This is a genomic window from Cryocola sp. 340MFSha3.1 (assembly GCF_000383315.1).
Lineage (GTDB): Bacteria > Actinomycetota > Actinomycetes > Actinomycetales > Microbacteriaceae > Leifsonia.
This window is the reverse complement of the sequence record NZ_KB911088.1, coordinates 463,686-485,235: the sequence shown is the minus strand read 5'-3', so window position 1 is coordinate 485,235 and position 21,550 is coordinate 463,686. Positions and strand designations below refer to the sequence as shown.

The following is a 21,550-nucleotide window of genomic DNA, read 5'->3' as shown; positions in this document are numbered from 1 at the left end:
GCCTCCCGTCATGTCCACAACCACGAGTCGGTCTCGTCGCACCGGTCTGCGGCGCGGCGAGACCGCCTCGGGGTGGTTGTTCACCGCCCCGGTCATCCTGCTGCTCGGCGTCTTCCTGGTGATCCCGGTGCTCATGGCGCTGTGGGTCAGCTTCTCCGACTGGGGCGGCCGGGGCAGCCCCTTCTCCTCCGACGTGAACTTCGTCGGCTTCGACAACTACACGAAGCTCCTCGCCGGCGGCGGTCTCGCCGAGCAGGACTTCGGAATGTCGCTCAAGAACAACGCCTGGTACGTCGTGCTCGTCGTGCCGATCCAGACCGCGGTGTCGCTCGGCCTCGCCGTGCTCGTGAACCGTGCGATCCTGCGCGGTCGCGGGTTCTTCCGCACGGCGTTCTACTTCCCCTCCGTGACCAGCTCCGTCGCCATCACCGTGCTGTGGCTCTTCCTGTTCAGCACCAGCGGCGCCGTCAACAAGGTGCTGTCGTGGGTCGGCATCCACGGGCCGAACTGGTTCAACGACCCCTCGGGCATCATCCATGACCTGCTCGCCGTGTTCGGCGTGACGCAGGGCCCCGCCGCGCTCACCCAGAACACCGCGCTCGGCGTCTCGTGGTGGGACTGGCTGGGCGGCCCGTCCGTCGCCATGACGGCGTACATCATCATGGCCGTCTTCACCACGAGCGGCACGTTCATGCTGCTCTTCCTCGCGGCGCTGCAGAACCTCGGCGGCGACATCACGGAAGCGGCGATGATGGACGGCGCGAACGGCTGGCAGCGCTTCTGGAGGATCACCCTCCCGCAACTGCGACCGACACTGTTCACGGTCCTCACGCTCGGGCTCATCGGCTGCTGGCAGGTGTTCGACCAGATCTACACCGGAACCCGAGGAGCACCCGGCAAGACGACGCTGACGCCCGCGTACCTCTCCTATCAGACGTCGTTCGTCAACCAGGAATGGGGACAGGGCGCCGCGATCGCCTTCATCCTCTTCGTCATCATCGTCGTGTTCACCCTGCTGCAGCGGTGGATCCTGCGCGAGCGCACGGTCTCCAAAAGGCGGATGCGGCTGTACCAGCCCGCGTTGGCGGCCGGCACGGCAGCCGGAGGCGCTCCGAGCAGCGTCCTCCCCTCCTCCCGCAGCGACGACTCCGAGCGGAAGGGAGCGATCCGATGAGCTCCAGCACCATCCAGGCGGAGCGTGCGACCGCGCCCGCACCGATGCCGCCGGCTCGTCCGCGTCGGCGACGCTCGACCGCGACCATCGTCGCCACGTCCGTCACGTACGCGATCCTGATCGCGCTGGCGGTCGTGTACATCATGCCGTTCCTGATCCAGCTGGCCACATCGTTCAAGACGGACGCCGAGGCGACGGCGAACCCGGTGTCCCTCATCCCGCAGACGTTCACCACGGCCGCGTATACGAAGCTGTTCGTCAACTCCGACTTCCCGGTCTGGTTCGCCAACTCGGCCGTGGTGACCGTGTTCGTCACACTGGGCCGGGTGTTCTTCGACTCGCTCGCGGGCTACGCCCTCGCGCGCTTGCACTTCCGCGGGCGCACGGTCGTGTTCGCGGCGCTGGTCGCCGTGATGTCCGTGCCGATGGTCGTGCTCCTCATCCCCAAGTTCCTCGTCATCAACCAGCTCGGCATCTACGACTCGTATACGGGCATGATCCTGCCGCTGCTGACGGACGCCGCCGGCGTCTTCATCATGAAGAACTTCTTCGAGTCCATCCCGGCGAGCGTCGAGGAGCAGGCGAGGATCGACGGAGCGGGCACCTTCCGGGTGTTCTGGTCGATCGTGCTCCCGATGGCCCGGCCGGCCCTCATCACGATCGTCATCCTGTCGTTCCAGGGGTCGTGGAACGAGCTGGCGCACTTCATCGTCTCGACGCAGAGCCCCTCGCTGACGACCCTGACGAAGGGCGTCGCCGGGCTCGCCAGCGGTCAGCTGAGCCAGGGCAGTCAGTACCCGCTCAAACTGGCGGCAGCGGCCATCATGACCATCCCCGTCGCGGTGCTGTTCTTCATCTTCCAGAGGCGGATCATGAACTCCAGCGAGGGGGCGGTGAAGGAATGACGGCAGCGGAACCGACCATCCTCGCCACCTGCGGCGGGCTGAACGGCGGCGAGTGGACCGACTCGGTGTACGGGCCGCTGCTGCACCACGCAATCGAGCTGGCCGACGTGCACGGCCGCGTCCCGCGCGTCACGCACGTCAACACCGCGGGCGGCGACCAGCGCCACATCGAGGGGGCCGAGCTCGAAGCGGCCCGGGCTGCCGGGGTCGAGGCGACGCACCTCCGGCTCTTCCCGCATCCCAACATCGACGACATCCGGGCGCACCTGCTGTCGCAGGATGTCGTCTGGGTGAGCGGCGGAAGCCTTGTCAACCTCCTGGCCGTCTGGCGGGCGCACGGCCTCGACCGGATCCTGACCGAGGCGTGGCATCGCGGCGTGGTGCTCGCCGGAGGATCCGCGGGCGCGCTCTGCTGGCACGAGGGCGGGACGACATCGTCCTTCGGCCCCGACATCTCCGCCGTCCGCGACGGGATCGGCCTCGTTCCCGGGTCCCTGGCCGTCCACTACGACTCCGACCCGCGACGACGCCCGGCGCACCAGCGCGCCGTGGCCGACGGAACACTTCCCGACGGCTACGCCCTCGACGAAGGGGTCGGCCTTGTCTACCGGGGCCGCGCCGTGATGGACGTCGTGGCCGAGCGCCCCGGCGTCTCCGCCTGGCGGCTCACCCGGACCGACGAGGGCGTGCGCGAGGAACGCCTCGCTCCCCGCCTCCTCGCCGACGAGGTCGCCGCATGAGCTCCGGCACCGGGACCCACCGCCACTCCCTGGTCTCCCGCGATTCCGCCCCATCCACGCCCACCGACGACCGCACGACCGAACACCCCGCTGACGCCCCGCGCGCGCTCGGCGACGACCACGAAGGCACGATCACCACGATGACCCAGCCCCTCCAGCCGCTCCTCCACGACAGCGTCGTGGTGCTGACCGCACCGTCCCAGGCCTGGTCGGCCGCTGACGGGCGCATCGACGGGCACGGCATCCACGGCTTCTACCATTCCGACCTCCGGGTGCTGGATCACGTCCGTCTCAGCGTGGGAGGCGCCGTGCCGGAACACATCGCAACCGCCTCACCGGATGCCGCCACGACCGTCTTCACCGCCCTGGCTCGGGGGATCGACGATGCGACGGCGGATCCGCGGGTGCGGATCGACCAGCGACGGACGGTCGCTGCCGGCTCGCTCGGCGAGCGCATCGTCGTGCGCAACGCCCTGGGCGAAGGCCTGCGAACCACCGTCGAAGTCGAACTGCGGGCCGACTTCAGCCCCATGCAGAAGATCAAAGCGGGACTGTCCGGGAGCGAGTACCCCGTGACCGTCGACCGGGGCGAGGGCAACGCTGGGAGCGAGGCCGTCGTGCTCGGCAGCGGTCCCGTCACCGCCCGGGTGTCGGCTCGCGGCGCGATTGCGACCGTCGACGGCCGGAACGTCACCCTCCGCTGGGACGTGGACGTGCCCGCGCACGGAGAGGCCGTCGTGGAGTGGAGCACCGGCGTCGACGATCCGACGGCGGTCGTGGCCGGTGCCGCGCCGTCGCCGGAGTGGTCCGCCTTCCGCGCCACCACCGGCGACTCCCGATTGGCGGCCTGGCTCGACCGCGCGGTCGCCGACCTCCAGGCGCTCCGCATGTCGACGGTCGAGCACCCGAACGACGTCTTCCTCGCGGCGGGCGCGCCGTGGTTCTTCACTCTGTTCGGACGTGACTCGCTCTGGGCGGCTCGGATGCTGCTGCCGCTCGGCCACGAGATCGCGGCGTCGACGCTGCGGGTGCTCGCCGAGTACCAGGGAACGGAGTCGGTCGCGGAGACGGCGGAGCAGCCCGGCAAGATCATGCACGAGCTGCGGCCCGGAGCGCTGGTGATCCCCGGCGAAGGCGTCGTCCTCCCGCCGCTGTACTACGGCACCGTCGACGCGACGGCGCTCTGGATCTGTCTGCTGCACGACGCCTGGCGCTGGGGCATGCCCCGAGACGAGGTCGAAGCGCTCCTCCCCCACCTGGAGGCTGCCCTGGCGTGGATGCGCGACTACGGCGACAGCGACGGAGACGGCTTCCTCGAGTACATCGACACCACGGGTCACGGCCTCGCCAACCAGGGCTGGAAGGACTCGGGCGACTCGATCCAGTGGCGCGACGGCACGCTGGCCGACGGTCCGATCGCCTTGTGCGAGGTGCAGGGGTACGCCTACGAAGCCGCCATCGGCGGCGCGGCACTCTTGGATGCCTTCGACCGGCCGGGAGGCGACGCCTGGCGCGGCTGGGCGGCCGATCTCAAGCAGCGCTTCGCCGACGCCTTCTGGATCGCCGACCCGGCCGGCGCGTATCCCGCGGTGGCGCTCGACGCCGCCAAACGCAAGGTCGACACCGTCACGAGCAACATCGGCCACCTCCTCGGCACGGGAATCCTGGATGCCGATCAGGCGGCGCTGGTCGCACGACGCCTCGTCTCGCCGGAGCTGTCGTCCGGCTACGGCCTGCGCACGATGTCGACGGACTCGGCGGGCTACTGGCCGCTCAGCTACCACGGCGGGTCCGTGTGGGCGCACGACACGGCCATCGCGATCACCGGGCTCGCGCGCGACGGCTTCCGCGCCGAAGCCGCGCAGCTGTCGGATGGGCTCCTCGCCGCGGCGGCGGGATTCGGCTACCGGATGCCGGAGCTGCACTCGGGTGACAGCGCCTCGGAGACCAGCGCACCCATCCCCTACCCCGCAGCGTGCCGACCACAGGCGTGGTCGGCGGCGGCCGCGGTCGCCGTGCTCAGCGCCCGGCTCGGCCTGCGCGCGGACGCCCCGCAAGGCCGCTTCGAGGTCGACCCGGACGAGACGGCAGGCGGCATCGAGGTGGAAGCTCTCCGCTTCGCGGGCCGGCCCCGCTCCGTCACTGCGTGACCCGAGGGGCCTGAGCAAACGACGCGCGTGCCAGGGCGCAGGTGCCGTTTACAGCTGCGCCATGATCTGGCGCGCGATGATCCGGCCGGCGCGGTTCGCGCCGATCGTCGACGCCTGCGGACCATACCCGGCGAGGAATATGCGCGAGTCCTGCCAGGAGGCACCGGAGGCGACGGTCAGACCGCCCGTCTTCTCCCGCAGGTGCAGCGGGGCCAGATGGCGCAGCTCCGGCCGGAACCCGGTCGCCCAGATGATCGCGTCGGCACGGGTGAACGAGCCGTCAGGCCAGCGCACGCCGTCCTTCTCGATGCGGGTGAACATCGGGCGCTCGATGAGCACGCCGCGTTCGATCCCGGCGGCGATCCGTCGCGTGCGAGGGACACCCGTGCCGCTCACGATCGACGGGAGGGCCTCCCCGGCGCGCGCCGCCGCATCCTGCATCGCCACCGCAGCGACGCCGCCCTCGATGGTGAGCTCCGACTCGTCGCGGAAGTCCACCGGCCGCCTGGTCGCCCAGGTCAGGGACTCCGCCACCCCCTCCAGCTCGAGCAGGAACCCGATCGCGCTCGTGCCCCCGCCCACGACGACCACCGACTGACCGGCGAACTCGTCGGCCGAGCGGTACGTCGAGGTATGGATATGACGCCCGGCGAAGTCGTTCATTCCCGGGTAGTAGGGCACGAAGGGCGAGCCCCAGGTTCCCGAGGCGTTGACGACGATGCGCGTCGCCGTCTCACCCGCACTGTGCTCGACGACGAGATCCGCGCCCCGGTCGGAGACGCTGTGCACGGCCACCGGGCGCTGAACCTGAAGGCCGAAATGGTCTTCGTAGCGGCGGTAGTAGCCGGCGACGATGTCACGTGCCGGGAGCGACCGGTCGGCCGTGTCGAAGCTGAGACCCAGCTCCGACATCCCCGGCAGATCGTTCACGTGATGGGCGCTGCCGAGCTTGAGCGCATCCCACCGGTGCTGCCAGGCTCCGCCGGTCACAGGACCGCGGTCATAGACGATGAAATCCTCGCCCGGGGTCAGCTCGAACCGCCGCAGATAGTAGGCGACGGCGAGCCCTGCCTGGCCCGCGCCGATGACCACCACCTGGGTCTCGGTCCTGGTCGTGCTCACCCGCTTATCCCATCACTTCTCGCTGTGCGGGATCTCGGGGGTCCGTGATGTCCGCATGCTAAACTCCATGCTAGTTTTCACTGTTTCTATTCGATCCCCGGGGAGCCTCTCTCGCCCGGGCTGGGACCAAAAGGGGGTCACGCATGGGGCGCGGCCGTCAGAAGGCAAAACACACCAAGATCGCGCGGCAGTTGAAGTCGTTCAGTCCCAATGTGAACTACGACGCCCTGGAGCGTGAGCTGACCGGCCACTCCCATGGCGACGACGAGCAATACGCGAAGTGGGCCGAGTACGAGGCGGAGGACGAGACCGAGTCCGAGGACGCCTATGCGTACGAAGACGAGGACGAGGAGACGGGCACTCCGAAGCGCGCCTAGCGCCGGCCGCCCGTACTGAGCTGCGATCCTTCGCGGCTCACAGCCAGCCCTGTCGTGTCGCGATGGACACGGCCTCGGAACGGTTGCGCGCGCCCGTCTTCCCGATCGCGCTCGAGAGGTGGTTCCGGACCGTCCCGTCGCTGAGGTGCAGCCGGCGGGCGATGTCCGAGATCGTCCCGCCCTCGGCTGCGACCTCCAGCACCTCGGCCTCCCGCACGGTCAGCGGTGACGCCCCGGACGCGAGCGACTCAGCCGCGAGCGCGGGGTCGACCACCCGCAGCCCGGCGGCCACCCGGCGCACAGCATCCGCCAGCTGTCCCGACGGGGTGTCTTTGACGACGAACCCCGAAGCGCCTGCCTCCATCGCGCGGCGTAGGTAGCCCGGCCGCCCGAACGTCGTCACGATCAGCGACCGGCACCCGGGCACGGCGGCCCGCAGCTGTGCCGCCGCCTGGATGCCGTCCGCGCCGGGCATCTCCACGTCGAGCAGCGCGACATCGGCCCGGGATGCGCGGGCCGCATCCACGACGTCGTCGCCCCTCCCGACCTGCGCGACCACCTCGAGGTCCGGTTCGAGGTCGAGCAGGGCGGCGAGCGCGCCACGGACCAGCGCCTGATCGTCGGCCAGCAACAGCCGGATGGTGTCGGTCACACAGCCCTCCTCACGCTCAGCAGAGTGCCTCCGCGGGGTCCGGATCCGACGGCGATCCTGGCGCCGACCTGCGCGGCGCGGACGCTCAGCCCGGCGAGGCCGGACCCGCTGCGCGCGGAGGGCGAGACCTCTGCCCCCACCGGCGCCGGCTCCAGCCCGCTCCCCTGCGGGCCGCGGCCATCGTCCTCGATGTCGAGGCTCTCCGGCCCGACGGTCACCCAGCAGTTGCGCGAGCCGGAGTGGCGGATCACGTTGGTGACGCCCTCGCGCAGCACCCAGCCGAAGAGCTCGCGCAGCTCCGGGTCGACCTCCTCACCGTTGCGGGGGAGGTGCGCGTGGATGTCGGCGGCCGCCAGTCCCGCCTGCGCGGCGGCGAGCTCGGTCGACAGGCTCATCTCGCGGTACCCGGCGACAGCGGCGCGCAGGTCGGCCAGCGCCGACCGGCTGAGACGCTCGATGTCGGCGATCTCCTCCGCCGCCCGATCCGGGTCGACGGGGATGAGCCTCCGGGCGAGCTCCGACTTGACCGTGACGACGGTGAGCGAGTGCCCCAGCACGTCGTGCATGTCTCGGGAGAACCGGGCGCGTTCCTCGATGACGGCCAGCCGGGCGATCTCGCCCTGCGCGTTGCGCAGTCGTCGGAGGGCGTCGATCTGTCGAGCGAATGCGCTCATCATCACGCCGATGGACACGGTGACCAGCGCGATGAACCAGTCATCCTCCACGGTTCCGGCGACTGTCAGCACGATGAGCTGGAGGCCGCCGAGCGTCCCGATGATGGTCAACGCGATCGGGGTGCGCGACACGACCATCCCGGCGACGCACGCCACGTAGACCCAGGTCCAGCAGGCGACGACCCCGATCAGCGGGAAGAGCGTCAGCGTCAGCGCGAAGTAGAGACCGATCCCGACCAGTCGCCGGCGCTCCGTCTCCCACCAGAGCAGCGGCGGGAGCACGAGGAATCCGAGGTAGACCACGGCGAGCAGGGCGGTGATACCCAGCTTCTCGGTGACCGTGCCCTGCGCCGTCCACAGTCCGACGAGCACCGAGGCCTGGTACAGCAGGCCGATCGTCGCGCCCGGGTACCAGCGGTACGCGGCCGGGTGGAGGAGGCGGGCGCGCCATCCGACCGGACGGACCTCCGGCACCTCACGCGAGAACACGTTGCTACCTTAGCCAGCGGCCCGGCGCCGCTCAGCCCCGCGCCGCATCGCGCCGGTAGCGCCAGACGATGAGCGCCCCCAGCGCCAGCGCCCACGCGGTGAGCACGATCGCGGGCGTCAGCGCGTCGCCGCTCTGCAGGGCGCCGAGCTGACCGACGCGGTTGAGCCAGTACGACGGAACGGCCCGCGCCACGTCCGCCACCCAGGCGGGGAACACCTGCAGCGGGATCCACAGGCCGCCGAGCACGGCCATGCCCATGAAGACGGCCATGAACAGCGGCTGGGCGAACTCCGGCTTGGCGAACTGCCCGATCAGGATGCCGAGCAGCGCGAACGGGATCACACCGCACCAGATCGCCAGCCCGGCGAGAAGCCAGCTGCCGACGGACAGGTCGGGATGATACAGCGCGATGGAGACGCCGATGATGACGACGATGCTGAGCAGTGCGAGCGCCAGGGCGGCGACGAGCTTCGACACGAGGTAGCCCGTGCCGCTCAACGGCGTGATCCGCAGCTGCCGGTTCCAGCCGATGGAGCGCTCGGTGACGATCTGGAATGCCTGCGACAGAGCCGACATCATCCCGCCGTAGGCGGCGACCTGGATGGTCGTGACCACGATCCACGGCAGGTGCGTCGTCGAATCGACCTGCCCGGCGCCTCCGAACGTGCCCCCGAAGGCGAACAGCATGACGAGAGGGACGGCGAGGGTGAAGATCATCGCGCGCATGTTCTTCAGCTGGCGGAGGGACTCGCGCCCCAGGTAGGCGATGCTCATCAGAGTGCTCCTTCCGTGTCGCGCGCCTCGGTGAGGGCGAGGAAGGCCTCGTCCATCGTGTGCGCGGTCACTTCGATGTCGTGGATGTCGTCGTGCGTCGCGAGCAGTGCGCGCAGGGTGGCGTCGGAGTCGTCGCTGACGAGGGTGAGGACGTCGCCGCGGCGCTCGGCGCTGCGCACTCCGGGGAGCGCGTTCAGCGCTGCGGTGCTGGCACCGGTCTCCGGGAACACAGCGGTGGCGCGGATGCGGCGACCGGACACGACCGCCTTGACCTCGGCGGGCGTGCCGTCGGCCACGATCCGTCCGCGCGCCATCATCACGATGCGGTCGGCGTACTCGTCCGCTTCGTCGAGGTAGTGGGTCGCGAACACGACCGTCCGTCCGGCGTCGGTGAACTCGCGCATCGACTGCCAGAAGGTGCGGCGCGCCTCCACATCCATCGCGGCCGTCGGCTCGTCGAGGAACAGGAGGTCCGGGTCGGAGACGACGGCGACGGCGAACCGTGCGCGCTGGAGCTGACCGCCGGACAGCTTGGAGACGCGCTGACGCGCGATCTCCGTGCACCGCGCGCGTTCGAGGGCCTCGGCGACGCTGAGGGGGTGCCGGTGGGCCGCGGCGACCAGCGCCACCGACTCGGCGACCGTCAGCGTGGGCAGCAGCGCGCCGCCCTGCAGCATCGCGCCGACCCGGCCGGCGGCGACCGCCTGCCGCGGTGGCGCGCCGAACAGCTCAGCCCGGCCCGCGGTCGGACGCGCGAGCCCGAGTGCAAGGTCGATGGTGGTGGACTTGCCGGCGCCGTTCGGGCCGAGCAGGGCGACGACCTCGCCCGGGCGGATGCTCAGGTCGACGCCGTCGACGGCGGTGAGCGCACCGAAGGTCTTGCGGAGGCCGGACAGGTGGATGGCGGGTGTCTCGTTCACCTCTCCAGAGTGCCGATCGGCGTCCGGCGCAGAGCAGAGCGGGTGTCAGGATCTGCGGGTGACGTTTGTCATGCCCGTGCTTCGCGCATCCCCGCCGCACGCACGAGCCCGAGGACGCCGAGGATGCCGCCCGCGGTGAGCAGGATGCCCCCGAACAGCAGGGCGAGGTCCTGTCCGGCGGCCGTCGTCGCGCCCGGGCCGGCGGCCGTCGGGTCGTCCGGCGGGAGCACGGACGAGACTGCCGCCGGTGCAGCATTACCGCCATGCGTGCCTGCGGCCGCTGCCGTCGCGGGCGCCGCGGCGGCGACGGCAGGCAGCGCGACGGTCGCCGACGCCGTCGTCACCGAGGTGGATGCGCGCTGCAGCAGCACGAAGAAGGTGGCGGCGGGCGACCCCGCAGGCCGGGAGGCGAGCGGCACCCGTACCGTGGCCGTCGTCTGACCGTCGGCCAGCGCGACCGTGGTGGCCAGCGCCGTGTAGTCGGCGCCTGCGCGGGCGGTGCCGTCGGCGGTCATGACGTCGACCGTCGCATCGCCTGCGCCGGACGAGCGGGCAACAGTGACGAGGACGCTGGTGCTCCCGGCGACGACCGAGTCGGTCGCGACGGTCAGCGGGGCGCTCGGAGCGGTTACGGTGAAGGTCGCGGTTCCGACCGCGCTGAGGAGCCCGGACGCCTGCTCGGGCTGGAACGTCGCTGTGACGGTGTGCGTGCCCGCGGCGGTCACCGGAAGGTCGGCGCGCGCGACGCCGGATGCGGAGACGGGCGCTCCGACCGGTGCCCCTCCGTCGAGGGAGAAGGCGACCGTGCCGGACCCGGGAGCCGCGAGCAGCATCCGAGTCACCGTCGCCGAGACGGCAGCCGTGCCGCCGGCCGCGACCTTCGCCGGCATGCTGAGAGTGACAGCGGTCGCCGCCGTGCAGGCAGGTGCGGCGGCGAAGTCGGTGGTGGTCGGGCCCAGGCGCCAGCCGAGCGTGGGCTCGGCAGCGGCATCCACGGTCAGGAGCCAGACACCGTGATGCTCGCCCGGCTCGAAGACGGACGGCTGGCCGCGGTCGGCGGCACCGGTCGTGAGGTCGTTCGACCCGCCTCCCGCGGGGACGGAGACGGGAACGGACGCCGTCGAACGATAGCCGAGCACGACCGTGCGGGCCGCGACGGTGCCGAGCCGCGCCTCTTGAATGCAGTCGACGAGCGGGGTGAGCGCATCGGCCGGCGCCGGCTGCGCGGAGACGGGCGGATCCGCCAGCGCCGGAGAGGCAGCGGCGACGACCCCGAGGCCGGAAAGAGCGAGAAGGGTGAGCGCCGACGCCAGACGGAAGCGGGCGGTCGGTCGGCTCACACGCGTCACTCTAGCGGGAGGACGCCCGACCGCGCTCCGACCAAAATGGGTGACGTGAGATCAGCCGGCGTAGGAGCCGACGAGGCGCACGGCGCCGCCGTCGACGCCCTTGGCGCCCTGCTCGAACCCGGTCAGGTCGCGCGCGGACGTCGAGACGACGCCGGCTCGCCAGGTGGGGATGCCGTCGGCCGTGATCGCCGCCGCGACCGCATCCGCGGCCTCCGGCGCGACGACCGCGAACATCCCGATGCCGAGGTTCCAGGTGCCCTCGCTCGACTCGAGCGAACTGCCCGCGAGATCGCTCAGGATGCGGAAGACCGGCGTCGGCGACCAGGTGGACCGGTCGACCTCGACCCACGAGCCGACCGGGAGGACGCGGGCGAGGTTCGCGGCGATGCCCCCGCCGGTGACGTGGCTGAGCGAGTGGATGGCGCCGTCGAGCGCCGGGTCCTGCAGCACACGCAGCAGCGGCCCCGTGTACAGGCGGGTCGGCTCGAGCAGGGCCTCGCCGACGACACCGCCGAACTCGGCGGACTGGTCGGTGAACCCGATGCCGCGCGCGGCGAGGATGTGGCGGACCAGCGAGTAGCCGTTGGAGTGCAGACCGGACGACGCCATCGCCAGCACGACGTCACCGTCCCGCACGCGATCGGCGCCGAGCACGGCATCCGCCTCGACCGCTCCCACCGCGGCGCCCGCGACGTCGTAGTCGTCCGGCCCGAGCAGACCGGGGTGCTCGGCGGTCTCGCCGCCGACGAGGGCGGTGCCGGTCTCCGCGCACGCGGTCGCGATGCCCGCGACGATCGCGGCGATCCGCTCCGGGACGACCTTGCCGCACGCGATGTAGTCGGTCATGAACAGCGGACGAGCTCCGACCACGACGATGTCGTCGACGACCATCCCGACCAGGTCCTGACCGATGGTGTCGTGCTTGTCGAGCGCCTGCGCGATGGCGACCTTGGTGCCGACACCGTCGGTGGAGGTGGCCAGCAGCGGGCGGTCGAAGTCCTTCAGGAACGAGACGTCGAACAGGCCGGCGAACCCTCCGACCCCGCCCAGCACCTCGGGACCGTGGGTGCGGCCGACGGCCGCCTTCATCAGCTCGACGGCCCGGTCGCCCGCAGCGGTGTCGACGCCGGCGGCGGCGTAGGAAGCGGACGAGGAGGCTGCGGAGTCGGTCACCGGTCCATCGTATCCGGGGGCCGTTGGCAGCGGAAAAGCGCCCCTACTCCTGGCGGCCGGGGTCGCCGAAGCTGAGCAGCGGCTCGAGCTCCGAGTCCGGGCCGGGCTCGCATCCATCGGACGTCGCGTCGGAGCCGTCGTCCGTCGGGCTGACCTCCGGACGCTCGAGCAGGTTCTTGCCCAGGTGGTGCGCGTCCGGGAGCTCGATCGGGTACTTGCCCGTGAAGCACGCCGTGCACAGCAGTTCGCGCGGCTGCTCGGTCGCGTCGATCATGCCGTCTTCGGAGAGGTAGCCGAGGCTGTCGGCGCCGATCGACTGGCGCACCTCCTCCACCCCCAGGCCCGTGGCGATGAGCTCGGCGCGCGAGGCGAAGTCGATGCCGTAGAAGCACGGCCAGGTGATGGGCGGGCTCGAGATGCGGACGTGCACCTCGGCCGCACCGGCCTCGCGGAGCATCGACACCAGTGCGCGCTGCGTGTTGCCGCGAACGATGGAGTCGTCGACCACGATCAGGCGCTTGCCCTTGATGACCTCCTTCAGCGGGTTCAGCTTCAGCTTGATACCGCGCTGGCGGATGGTCTGCGACGGCTGGATGAACGTGCGGCCGACGTACGAGTTCTTGACGAGGCCCTGACCGAACGGGATGCCGGACGCCTGCGCGTAGCCGATGGCCGCCGGGGTGCCGGACTCGGGCGTCGGGATGACCAAATCGGCTTCGACCGCGTGCTCGCGAGCGAGCTGGCGGCCCATCTCGACGCGGGCCTCGTAGACGCCGCGGCCGGAGATGGTGGTGTCGGGACGTGCCAGATAGACGTACTCGAAGACGCATCCCGCGCGCTTCTCGGAGGCGAAGCGCTGGCTGCGGAGGCCGTTCTCGTCGATGGCGATCAGCTCGCCCGGCTCGACCTCGCGCACGAAGCTGGCGCCGACGATGTCGAGTGCTGCGGTCTCGGAGGCGACGACCCACCCGCGCTCCAGGCGGCCGAGCACCAGCGGGCGGACGCCCTGCGGGTCGCGGGCGGCGTACAGCGTGTGCTCGTCCATGAAGACCAGGCAGTAGGCGCCGCGCAGACGCGGCAGCACCTCCAGGGCGGTCGCCTCGAGCGTGTGGTCCAGGTCGCCGGTGAGGAGCGCCGTGACGACCGCGGTGTCGGTCGTGTTGCCCCGGCTGAGCTCGCCGTCGTGCTGCGGGTAGCGCTCGTGGACGAGCTGCATCAGCTCGGCGGTGTTGGTCAGGTTGCCGTTGTGGCCGAGGGCGACGGTGCCGCTCGCCGTGGAGCCGAGGGTCGGCTGCGCGTTCTGCCAGCTGGATGCGCCGGTGGTGGAATAACGCGTGTGGCCGACGGCGATGTGGCCGGGCAGCGAGTTCAGCGCGTTCTCGTTGAAGACCTGGGAGACCAGACCCATGTCCTTGTAGATCAGGATCTTGTCGCCGTCGCTCGTCGCGATGCCTGCCGACTCCTGGCCGCGGTGCTGGAGCGCGTAGAGCCCGAAGTAGCTGAGCTTGGCGACCTCCTCACCGGGAGCCCAGACGCCGAAGACACCACAGGCGTCCTGCGGCCCCTTCTCGCCGGGTAGCAGATCGTGACTGAGAAGACCGTCGCCTCCGGCCACAGCGGACCCCTTTCAGGAAGTCGGGATGTTCAGCTCTGGGTGTCGCTCGTGCTGCTGTCGTTCGTGCCGGGCTCCGGCTGCGAGCCCTCGTGCCGCACGGGCGACGACCCGGGCTCGGGGACGCGCACGTCGATTCTATCCGCCTGGACGCTGCGCGCTCGACGGGCGGTCACCCGGTCGAGCACCAGAGCGACGACGGCGCCGACCGCGACGCCCACCGTCACGCCGATCGCGAGCAGGAAGCCGAACACGGAACCGCGGTCGTACGTCGGGTTCTCCGGGAAGGAGAAGGTGAGGATGAGAGCGACGATGGCGAAGAGGATCGCGCCGGTGATCATGAAGCGGAAGTAGCGCGGGGAGCGGCGCACGCGGACCTCGGCGGGTGTGACGGTCTCCTCGACCTGCGGGTCGGTGACCTGCGGGTCGGTGACCTGCCTGTCCTCGGGGGTGTCGCTCATGCCTTCATTCTCCCAGATCGAACCTGAGCGGCCGTCGGCCGTCATGACCCGTCGTCCCGGCCGTCTGAATGGGTATGAGCACCTCGAAGAGCCCGGCAGCCGCATCCCGGATCGCCGCTGCACTCGGCCCGGCGGTGGCGGGCGGGTTCGCGCTGCTGCTGGTCGTCGCCGCGATCGTGGGCGTGCTGGGCGGCATGCACTGACGGCACGCCGGCCGCGCCCCCGGCTCAGTAGCGCAGCGGGAGGAGCCCTTGGAGGGACGCCCGCTGGCCGGATGCGTGCACCGCGCCGGACGCGATCCCCTCGTCCCACGTCATCGAACCGGAGGCGAGCGCAAGCCATGTGGCGGCATCCGTCTCGATGACGTTCGGCGGCGTCCCACGCGTGTGACGCGGACCGGGGATGCATTGCACCGCCCCGAACGGCGGCACGCGCACCTCGACGGTGTTGCCCGGCGCACGCTCCGCCAGCAGCTGCAGCAGATAGCGCACCGCCGTCGCCGTGGTGTTCCGGTCGGCGCCGCCCGCGACGGCCGCCCGGACGGCCGGGCCGCCGACCTCGTCCGCGATCTTCGCTCTCGCCATGGCATCCATCCTTCCACCGCGCCCGCCTGGAGCCGGAGCGCCGCATCCACTCCCTCTAGCATGGTGGCGTGAAGATTCTCGTCCTCGGTTCCGGTGCCCGTGAGCACGCCATCATCACCGCGCTGCTCGCCGAGGAGGTGCGCCACGACATCGTGGCGGCGCCCGGGAACGCCGGGATCGCACAGGACGTCCGGGTCGAGACGTCGCTCGATCCGCTCGACGGCGTCGCAGTCACCGAGTACGCGCTCGAGAACGACATCGAACTGGTCGTCATCGGCCCCGAGGCGCCGCTCGTCGCCGGCGTCGCCGACCCGCTGCGCACCCGCGGCATCCCCGTGTTCGGACCGGGCAAGGCGGCCGCTCAGCTGGAAGGCTCAAAGGCGTACGCGAAGCGCATCATGGATGCGGCCGGCGTGCCGACCGGGCGGGCTGTGCGGGCCGAGACTTTGGCCGAGGCGGAGCGCGCGCTCGACGAGTTCGGCGCGCCCTACGTCGTCAAGGCCGACGGGCTGGCCGCCGGCAAGGGCGTGCTCGTGACCGAGGAGCGGGATGCCGCTGTCGAGCACGCGACGCACTGGCTGCGGCACGGCGGTGTGCTGGTCGAGGAGTTCCTCGACGGGCAGGAGGTCTCGCTGTTCCTCTTCAGCGACGGGCACGACGTGCTGCCACTCTCGCCCGCGCAGGATTACAAGCGGCTGCTCGACGGCGACGCCGGCCCGAACACCGGCGGGATGGGCGCCTACTCGCCGCTGCCGTGGCTGCCGGAGGGCTTCGTGGACGAGGTCATCGACACGATCGCGCTGCCGACCGTCCGCACGATGGCGCGGGAGCAGACGCCGTTCATCGGCCTGCTCTACTGCGGGCTCATCCTGACCGACCGCGGCATCCGCGTTATCGAGTTCAACGCCCGGTTCGGCGACCCGGAGACGCAGGTCGTTCTCCCGCGGCTCGTGACCCCGCTGTCGACGCTGCTGCTCGCATCGGCGACCGGCGGCCTCGGCGGACTGCCCCGCCCGGAGTTCGCGCTCGACACGGCCGTGACCGTGGTGCTCGCCAGCGAGGGGTACCCGGAGGCGCCGCAGACCGGCCGGCCGATCACGGGCCTCGGCGAAGCGGCCGCCGTGCCCGAGGTGACCATCGCGCACGCGGCGACCGCGCGCCACGAGGCGACCGGCGAGCTGATCGCGACCGGCGGACGCGTGCTGTCGGTCGTCGCGCGCGGCACCGGCTTCGCCGAGGCGCGCTCCCGTGCCTACGCGGCGCTCGACCGCATCCACCTCGAGGGTGCCCAGTACCGCACCGACATCGCCGCCCGCGTCTCCTGACCCCTCCCCTCCACCGCTCCCGCCCACCGTCGAGTACGCAAAAACTGCACGCCTCAACGGCGATTCGTGTGCAATTTGTGCGGACTCGACGGTGGGGGGGTCCAGCGGTGGGGGTTAGGGGAGGAGGCGCGTGAGGAACGGGTTGCGGAAGCGCGCGGCGGGATCGAAACGCTGCGCGAGCGCCGCGAAGTCGGCCAGGCGCGGGTAGAGGGACGGGACGACGTGGTCGCGGTCGACGTACAGCTTGCCCCAGTGCGGACGCGCGCCGAGCGGCAGCAGCGCGGCCTCCAGCTGCGGGAGCACCGCCTCCACGCCCGCCTGGTCGCGGAACCACGTGAAGTGCAGGCCGACCGCGTCCGTCTGGTAGGCGCTCGACAGCCACAGGTCGTCGGCGGCGACCGTGCGGATCTCCGAGATCTGCAGCAGCGGAGCCACCACCGGAGCCAGCGCACGCACGGCCTCGATCGCCTCGACGGCGCGGGCGCGCGGCACCAGGTACTCCGACTGGATCTCCGCTCCGTTCGACGGCGTGAACTCGAACCGGAAATGCGCCAGCCGCTCGCTCCACGGCCCGACCACACCGAGCTGCTCGGTCGTGTTGCGCACATCCATCGTCTGGATCATGTGCCGCGGCTCGGTCAGCGCCGGCGCCCCGAAGAAGTCGTCCTCGATCAGCGTCTCGACCCCGTCGAGCTCCTTCAGCCAGGCGAGCGAGACCGCCTCCTCATCCCACGTCGTGAACAGGCTCACGCTGTAGGCCGCTGAGGTGACCTCGTCGAACCGGTCGATCACGGCCTCCCACGGCACACCGCCGAAGAGTCGCTGACGTGCATCGTAGGTCGGCCGGATGTCGAGGGTCACATCCGTCACGACGCCCAGCGCGCCGAGACCGACGACGGCTCCTTCGAACCCCTCGTCGCCCCGCCGCAGCTCGACCAGGTCGCCGGACCCGGTGAGGATGCGCAGGGCCGCCACGGCCGTGGACAGGTTGCCGTTGCGGTCTCCCGAACCGTGCGTCGCCGTCGCGATGGCGCCCGCGACCGAGATGTGCGGGAGGGACGCGAGGTTGTGCAGCGCCCATCCCGCCTCCTGCAGCTCGCGCGCGAGGTCGCCGTAGCGGACGCCGCCGCCGACGGTGACCGTGCGGGCAGCCTCGTCGATGCGGATGTCGCCGGGCAGGCCGGCCGTGCTGATGAGCAGACCGGGGGTGTCGGCGAGGTCGTTGAAGGAGTGCCTGCTGCCGAGGGCGCGCACCGCGGGGGCGCTCAGCACCAGGTCGCGCAGTTCGTCGATCGTGTCCGGCCGGGCGATGCGCTCGGCCTGGTACTCGTAGTTGCCCGCCCAGTTCTTCTCGGCCATCGAGGTCCTCCCGGTTGGTCGTCGGGCGGCCATCCGCTCCGATCGACATCCCCATTCTAGGAAATGTGACCGGGCACATTACGCCACTCCCCGATCCGCGGAAGTGGTGCATTGCCGGGCCTCTCCGCGCCGCAGTATGGTGCGCGTGACAGCGGGGTGGGCCGCGGAGAAGAGGATGAAATGGCCGAATTCGAGTACGGTCCGGCGGAGTTCATGGTCGCCCAGTTCGACACCGATCGACCGTCTGCGGGCGTCGTCGAAGCGATCCTCGACCTGGTCGAGAACGGCACGGTGCGACTGCTCGACCTGGTCTTCGTCGAACGCCACGACGACGGCAGCGTCGACATCATCGAGCTGGAGGAGATCGGCGACGAGATCGGGATGACCGACATCACGCTCGACGCCACCGGGCTCGCCGGGGACGAGGACGTTCAGCAGATCGCCGAACTCCTGGAGCCCGGATCCACGGGGGCGATCCTCGTGATCGAGCACCTCTGGGCGAAGGACCTGGCGAGCCGGTTCTTCCAGTCGGGCGGTGTCGTGCTGCACAGCGAGCGCATCCCCGCGCCGGTGCTCAACGCGGTCGCGGCGGACGCCTACGACGAGCTCGAGACCACGGAAGGCTGAGGAGAACACCATGCCATTGAGACGAATGGGACGCCCGGGACTGATCGGGATGGCGGCGCGCACGGCGGTCGTCGCCGGCACCGCGACGGCGGTGGCCGGCGGTGTCCAGCACCACCAGCAGCAGAAGTACCAGAACCAGTACGAGCAGGAGCAGTACGAGCAGCAGCAGGCGGCGCAGCAGGCCCAGGAGGCGCAGGCGCAGCAGGAGGCCGCCGCCCAGCAGGCGGCCGCGCAGCAGGCGGCCGCGCAGCAGGCGGCGGCGCAGCAGCAGGCGGCTCCGGCCGACGACCTGATGACGCGGCTGCAGCAGCTGGCCACGCTCCACACGCAGGGCGTGCTCACCGACGAGGAGTTCTCGGCCGCCAAGGCCAAGCTGCTGACGTAGCGGCCTGACGACCCCGCCCGGGAGGTTCGCCGCTCGCTCTACGATGGAGGGGTGAGCGAACTTCCGGGATGGGTCCACGTCTACTCAGGCAAGGTGCGCGACCTGTACGTGCCGGAGGGCGCCTCCAGCCTCGCCGACACGGACAGTGTGCTCGTCGTCGCGAGCGACCGCGTGAGCGCGTTCGACCACGTGCTGGAGCCCGGCATCCCGGCCAAGGGCGAGCTGTTGACGACGCTGAGCCTGTGGTGGTTCGACCAGCTGGATGACGTGCCGAACCACCTCATCCCCGATCACACGCTCGTCGGCGACACCGTCGTCGAGCGCATCCCGGCCCAGGTCGCCGGACGCTCGATGCTGGTGAAGCCGCTCGACATGTTCCCGATCGAGTGCGTCGTCCGCGGCTACCTCACCGGGAGCGGCTGGGCGGAGTACCGCGCGTCGCAGAGCGTGTGCGGCATCCCGCTGCCATCGGGCCTGCAGAACGGCGATCGGCTGCCCGAGCCGCTCTACACGCCCGCCTGGAAGGCGCCGATCGGGCAGCACGACGAGAACATCAGCTTCGAGCGTACGGTCGAGCTGGTCGGGCCGGAGGTCGCGGAGGAGCTTCGGCGCCTCTCCCTGCACGTGTACGCGCGCGGAGCCGCGATCGCGGAGGCGCGCGGCATCATCATCGCCGACACCAAGTTCGAGTTCGGCGCCGACCGCACGACAGGCGAGATCACGCTCGCCGACGAGGTGCTGACCAGCGACTCCAGCCGGTACTGGGATGCCGCCGCATATGCGACCGGGACCACGGCGGAGGAGCGGATGGCCAGCTTCGACAAGCAGATCGTGCGCGACTGGCTGGCCGCGAACTGGGACAAGACGGGCACGCCGCCGGAGCTCCCTGCCGACATCGTCGAGCGGACGGCCGCGCGCTACCGCGAGCTGTTGGAGCGGCTCACCGGCGAATAGGACTCACGCGCCGCCCGACGGCTCGGACGCTCGCATGCCCGACCTCGCATGCCCCGCGGTATAGCGTCGCGACATGGATGCTGCAGCCCCCTCCTCCGCGCCTCCCGCGACCGCAGCGATCGCCGACGCCGCCGTGCGTCTCGGCATCGCCGTCGGGACGGCTCCCGTCGACCTCGTCGCCCTGCTCCCCGGCCGGCCCTTCGCCGGTCCCGCCGCTCCCGTGACGCATCTGGGAAGCGTCGACGTGCTGCTGGAGACGATCGACGACGCTCCCCCGGGCGCCGTGCTCGTCGTGGACAACGGCGGCCGAGACGACGAGGCGTGCGTCGGCGACCTGATGCTGCTGGAGGCGGCGACCGCCGGGATGTCCGGCGCGGTCATCTGGGGACGTCACCGCGACACCGCCCAGCTGCGCGAGATCGGACTGCCCGTGTTCAGCCGTGGTGCGCATCCCTTCGGTCCTCGCCGCGTGCCGCCGGCCGGTTCCGCGATGCGGTCGGCGTTCCTCGACGGGGTGGCGGTCACGCCGGAGCACTGGATCGTGGCCGACGACGACGGAGTGCTCGTGATCGGCGCCGCGGACCGCGATGTGCTCTTCGCCGAGGCGGCGCGCATCCAATCGGTCGAGGGGGCGCAGGCCGAGCGGATGCGTTCGGGCGCCTCCCTGCGCGACCAGCTCGACTTCGCCCGCTACCGCCGGATGCAGGCCGCCGACCCGGGTCTGACCCTGCGCCGCTACCTCGCCGAGACGGGCGGAGCGATCGAGACCTGACGCCCAGAACCGCTCTCGGCGAACGCGAGAAATACCTCGGTGACCTGGGGCGTTGTCCTCACCATGACCGAACTCCTCCCCGCCGACTCCGCGATGGGCGCGGTGACCCTCCGCGTCGCCGACCTCGACCGGATGACCGCGTACTACCGCGACGCCGTCACCCTGAGCGTCCTCGCCGCCGAGGGCGGCCGCGTGGTCCTCGGGCGCGGAGCGACCCCCGCGGTCGTGCTCGAGCACGCACCCGAGCTGAAGCACGCCGGCCCCGGCGAGGCCGGGCTGTTCCACACCGCGATCGTGTTCGACACCCCCGAGACGCTGGCCGCCGCCGTGTACTCGGTCGCCCGCCGCGCACCGGGCACCTTCACCGGCAGCGCCGACCACCTGGTCAGCACCGCGTTCTACTTCACCGACCCGGAGGGGAACGGCGTCGAGCTGTACTGGGACCGCGACCGCTCGCTGTGGAGCTGGACGCACGGCCAGGTCGAGATGGACACGCTGTACCTCGACCCGAACGCCTTCCTCACCGAGCACCTGACGGAGCGAGGCGTCGCGCTCGCGGAGGCGGCCGCCGCCTCGAACGGGACGCCGGTGTTCGGCGACGCCTCCGTCGGTCATGTGCACCTCTCGGTCGGAGACGTCGCGACGGCCCGCGAGTTCTACGTCGACCGGCTCGGGTTCGAGGCCACCGCATCCCTCGGCGGTTCGGCCCTGTTCGTCAGCGCCGGGGGCTACCACCACCACATGGCCATGAACACGTGGAACAGCCGCGGCGCCGGGCGCCGCCGGCTCGCCCTGGGCCTCGGCGAGGTGCAGCTGAAGCTGCCGTCGTCCGACGATGTCGGCGCCCTGGCCGAGCGGATGCGGCACTACGGCGTGCAGACCCGCGACGACGGCCGGTCGCTCGGCTTCGACGATCCGTGGTCGAACGCGGTCCGTGTGGTGACGGAAACGGAGGAGATCTCGGCCTGAGC

At 71.1% G+C, this 21,550-nt stretch carries 23 protein-coding genes; 12 read left to right on the top strand and 11 right to left on the bottom strand.

From position 1 onward, the window contains the following. Positions 1-10 precede the first annotated feature (10 nt). From H284_RS0113355 to H284_RS0113340, 4 genes are read left to right on the top strand one after another with little or no spacing between them, the layout of a single operon-like run. Positions 11-1,174 (top strand): carbohydrate ABC transporter permease, encoded by a 1,164-nt coding sequence (locus H284_RS0113355; protein WP_020076654.1) that lies wholly within the window; start codon positions 11-13, stop codon positions 1,172-1,174. Next, positions 1,171-2,079: a carbohydrate ABC transporter permease gene (locus H284_RS0113350; RefSeq protein ID WP_020076653.1), complete on the top strand. Its 909-nt coding sequence runs from the start codon at positions 1,171-1,173 to the stop codon at positions 2,077-2,079. Before H284_RS0113355 ends, H284_RS0113350 begins: the two co-directional genes overlap by 4 nt. Continuing rightward, positions 2,076-2,819, top strand: a complete 744-nt coding sequence (locus H284_RS0113345) for a Type 1 glutamine amidotransferase-like domain-containing protein (protein WP_020076652.1) — start codon at positions 2,076-2,078, stop codon at positions 2,817-2,819. The genes H284_RS0113350 and H284_RS0113345 overlap by 4 nt, the downstream gene beginning before the upstream one ends. Continuing rightward, entirely contained in the window at positions 2,816-4,969 is a 2,154-nt protein-coding gene (locus H284_RS0113340) for a glycogen debranching N-terminal domain-containing protein (protein WP_020076651.1), read from the top strand. The genes H284_RS0113345 and H284_RS0113340 overlap by 4 nt, the downstream gene beginning before the upstream one ends. Before the next feature lie 48 nt (positions 4,970-5,017). Here H284_RS0113340 and H284_RS0113335 read toward each other — a convergent pair whose 3' ends face one another. Next, entirely contained in the window at positions 5,018-6,091 is a 1,074-nt protein-coding gene (locus H284_RS0113335; RefSeq protein ID WP_020076650.1) for an NAD(P)-binding domain-containing protein, read from the bottom strand. 143 nt (positions 6,092-6,234) lie between these two features. On the opposite strand from H284_RS0113335, the gene H284_RS0113330 reads away from it, so the two are divergent. Further along, complete coding sequence (locus tag H284_RS0113330; protein ID WP_018192337.1) at positions 6,235-6,468, top strand: DUF3073 domain-containing protein; 234 nt, start codon at positions 6,235-6,237, stop codon at positions 6,466-6,468. A gap of 37 nt (positions 6,469-6,505) precedes the next feature. Here the strand turns inward: H284_RS0113330 and H284_RS0113325 are convergent, their stop codons facing one another. From H284_RS0113325 to H284_RS20555, 8 genes are all read right to left on the bottom strand, one after another. After that, positions 6,506-7,120, bottom strand: a complete 615-nt coding sequence (locus tag H284_RS0113325; protein WP_020076649.1) for a response regulator transcription factor — start codon at positions 7,118-7,120, stop codon at positions 6,506-6,508. Continuing rightward, a complete protein-coding gene (locus H284_RS0113320; protein ID WP_020076648.1) occupies positions 7,117-8,283 on the bottom strand; it encodes a sensor histidine kinase in 1,167 nt (388 codons plus the stop codon). Before H284_RS0113320 ends, H284_RS0113325 begins: the two co-directional genes overlap by 4 nt. A 31-nt stretch (positions 8,284-8,314) precedes the next feature. Further along, entirely contained in the window at positions 8,315-9,058 is a 744-nt protein-coding gene (locus H284_RS0113315; protein WP_020076647.1) for an ABC transporter permease, read from the bottom strand. After that, positions 9,058-9,978 carry an ABC transporter ATP-binding protein gene (locus H284_RS0113310; RefSeq protein WP_020076646.1) on the bottom strand — a complete coding sequence of 307 codons (921 nt, stop codon included), beginning with the start codon at positions 9,976-9,978 and terminating at the stop codon, positions 9,058-9,060. The genes H284_RS0113315 and H284_RS0113310 overlap by 1 nt, the downstream gene beginning before the upstream one ends. A 68-nt stretch (positions 9,979-10,046) precedes the next feature. Next, positions 10,047-11,318: a Calx-beta domain-containing protein gene (locus H284_RS0113305; protein WP_020665333.1), complete on the bottom strand. Its 1,272-nt coding sequence runs from the start codon at positions 11,316-11,318 to the stop codon at positions 10,047-10,049. 60 nt (positions 11,319-11,378) lie between these two features. Next, positions 11,379-12,500: a phosphoribosylformylglycinamidine cyclo-ligase gene (purM, locus tag H284_RS0113300; RefSeq protein ID WP_020076645.1), complete on the bottom strand. Its 1,122-nt coding sequence runs from the start codon at positions 12,498-12,500 to the stop codon at positions 11,379-11,381. Between the two features lie 43 nt (positions 12,501-12,543). Beyond that, a complete protein-coding gene (gene purF, locus H284_RS0113295; protein WP_018192343.1) occupies positions 12,544-14,115 on the bottom strand; it encodes an amidophosphoribosyltransferase in 1,572 nt (523 codons plus the stop codon). A 29-nt stretch (positions 14,116-14,144) separates the two neighbouring features. Next, the gene (locus tag H284_RS20555) at positions 14,145-14,573 is read right to left on the bottom strand and encodes a hypothetical protein (RefSeq protein WP_018192344.1); all 429 of its coding nucleotides are present in this window, start codon (positions 14,571-14,573) and stop codon (positions 14,145-14,147) included. A 74-nt stretch (positions 14,574-14,647) separates the two neighbouring features. On the opposite strand from H284_RS20555, the gene H284_RS21260 reads away from it, so the two are divergent. Then, on the top strand, positions 14,648-14,776 hold the full coding sequence (locus tag H284_RS21260; protein ID WP_020076643.1) for a hypothetical protein: 129 nt from the start codon (positions 14,648-14,650) through the stop codon (positions 14,774-14,776). A 24-nt stretch (positions 14,777-14,800) separates the two neighbouring features. Here the strand turns inward: H284_RS21260 and H284_RS0113280 are convergent, their stop codons facing one another. Continuing rightward, a complete protein-coding gene (locus H284_RS0113280; RefSeq protein WP_018192345.1) occupies positions 14,801-15,157 on the bottom strand; it encodes a sterol carrier family protein in 357 nt (118 codons plus the stop codon). A 68-nt stretch (positions 15,158-15,225) separates the two neighbouring features. Here H284_RS0113280 and purD point away from each other — a divergent pair, with 68 nt between their 5' ends. Continuing rightward, positions 15,226-16,482 (top strand): phosphoribosylamine--glycine ligase, encoded by a 1,257-nt coding sequence (gene purD, locus H284_RS0113275; RefSeq protein WP_020076642.1) that lies wholly within the window; start codon positions 15,226-15,228, stop codon positions 16,480-16,482. Between the two features lie 114 nt (positions 16,483-16,596). Here the strand turns inward: purD and H284_RS0113270 are convergent, their stop codons facing one another. After that, positions 16,597-17,841 (bottom strand): FAD-binding protein, encoded by a 1,245-nt coding sequence (locus tag H284_RS0113270; protein WP_020076641.1) that lies wholly within the window; start codon positions 17,839-17,841, stop codon positions 16,597-16,599. 180 nt (positions 17,842-18,021) lie between these two features. Here H284_RS0113270 and H284_RS0113265 point away from each other — a divergent pair, with 180 nt between their 5' ends. The 5 genes from H284_RS0113265 (at position 18,022) to H284_RS0113245 (ending at position 21,548) form a co-directional block, all read left to right on the top strand. Next, complete coding sequence (locus H284_RS0113265; protein WP_018192348.1) at positions 18,022-18,468, top strand: DUF6325 family protein; 447 nt, start codon at positions 18,022-18,024, stop codon at positions 18,466-18,468. A gap of 25 nt (positions 18,469-18,493) precedes the next feature. Then, positions 18,494-18,853, top strand: a complete 360-nt coding sequence (locus H284_RS0113260) for an SHOCT domain-containing protein (RefSeq protein ID WP_020076640.1) — start codon at positions 18,494-18,496, stop codon at positions 18,851-18,853. Between the two features lie 51 nt (positions 18,854-18,904). Continuing rightward, positions 18,905-19,807: a phosphoribosylaminoimidazolesuccinocarboxamide synthase gene (locus H284_RS0113255; RefSeq protein WP_020076639.1), complete on the top strand. Its 903-nt coding sequence runs from the start codon at positions 18,905-18,907 to the stop codon at positions 19,805-19,807. Between the two features lie 73 nt (positions 19,808-19,880). Beyond that, positions 19,881-20,579: an RraA family protein gene (locus H284_RS0113250; RefSeq protein WP_020076638.1), complete on the top strand. Its 699-nt coding sequence runs from the start codon at positions 19,881-19,883 to the stop codon at positions 20,577-20,579. 63 nt (positions 20,580-20,642) lie between these two features. Beyond that, positions 20,643-21,548: a VOC family protein gene (locus tag H284_RS0113245; RefSeq protein WP_196802852.1), complete on the top strand. Its 906-nt coding sequence runs from the start codon at positions 20,643-20,645 to the stop codon at positions 21,546-21,548. The last annotated feature ends 2 nt before the right edge of the window (positions 21,549-21,550 follow it).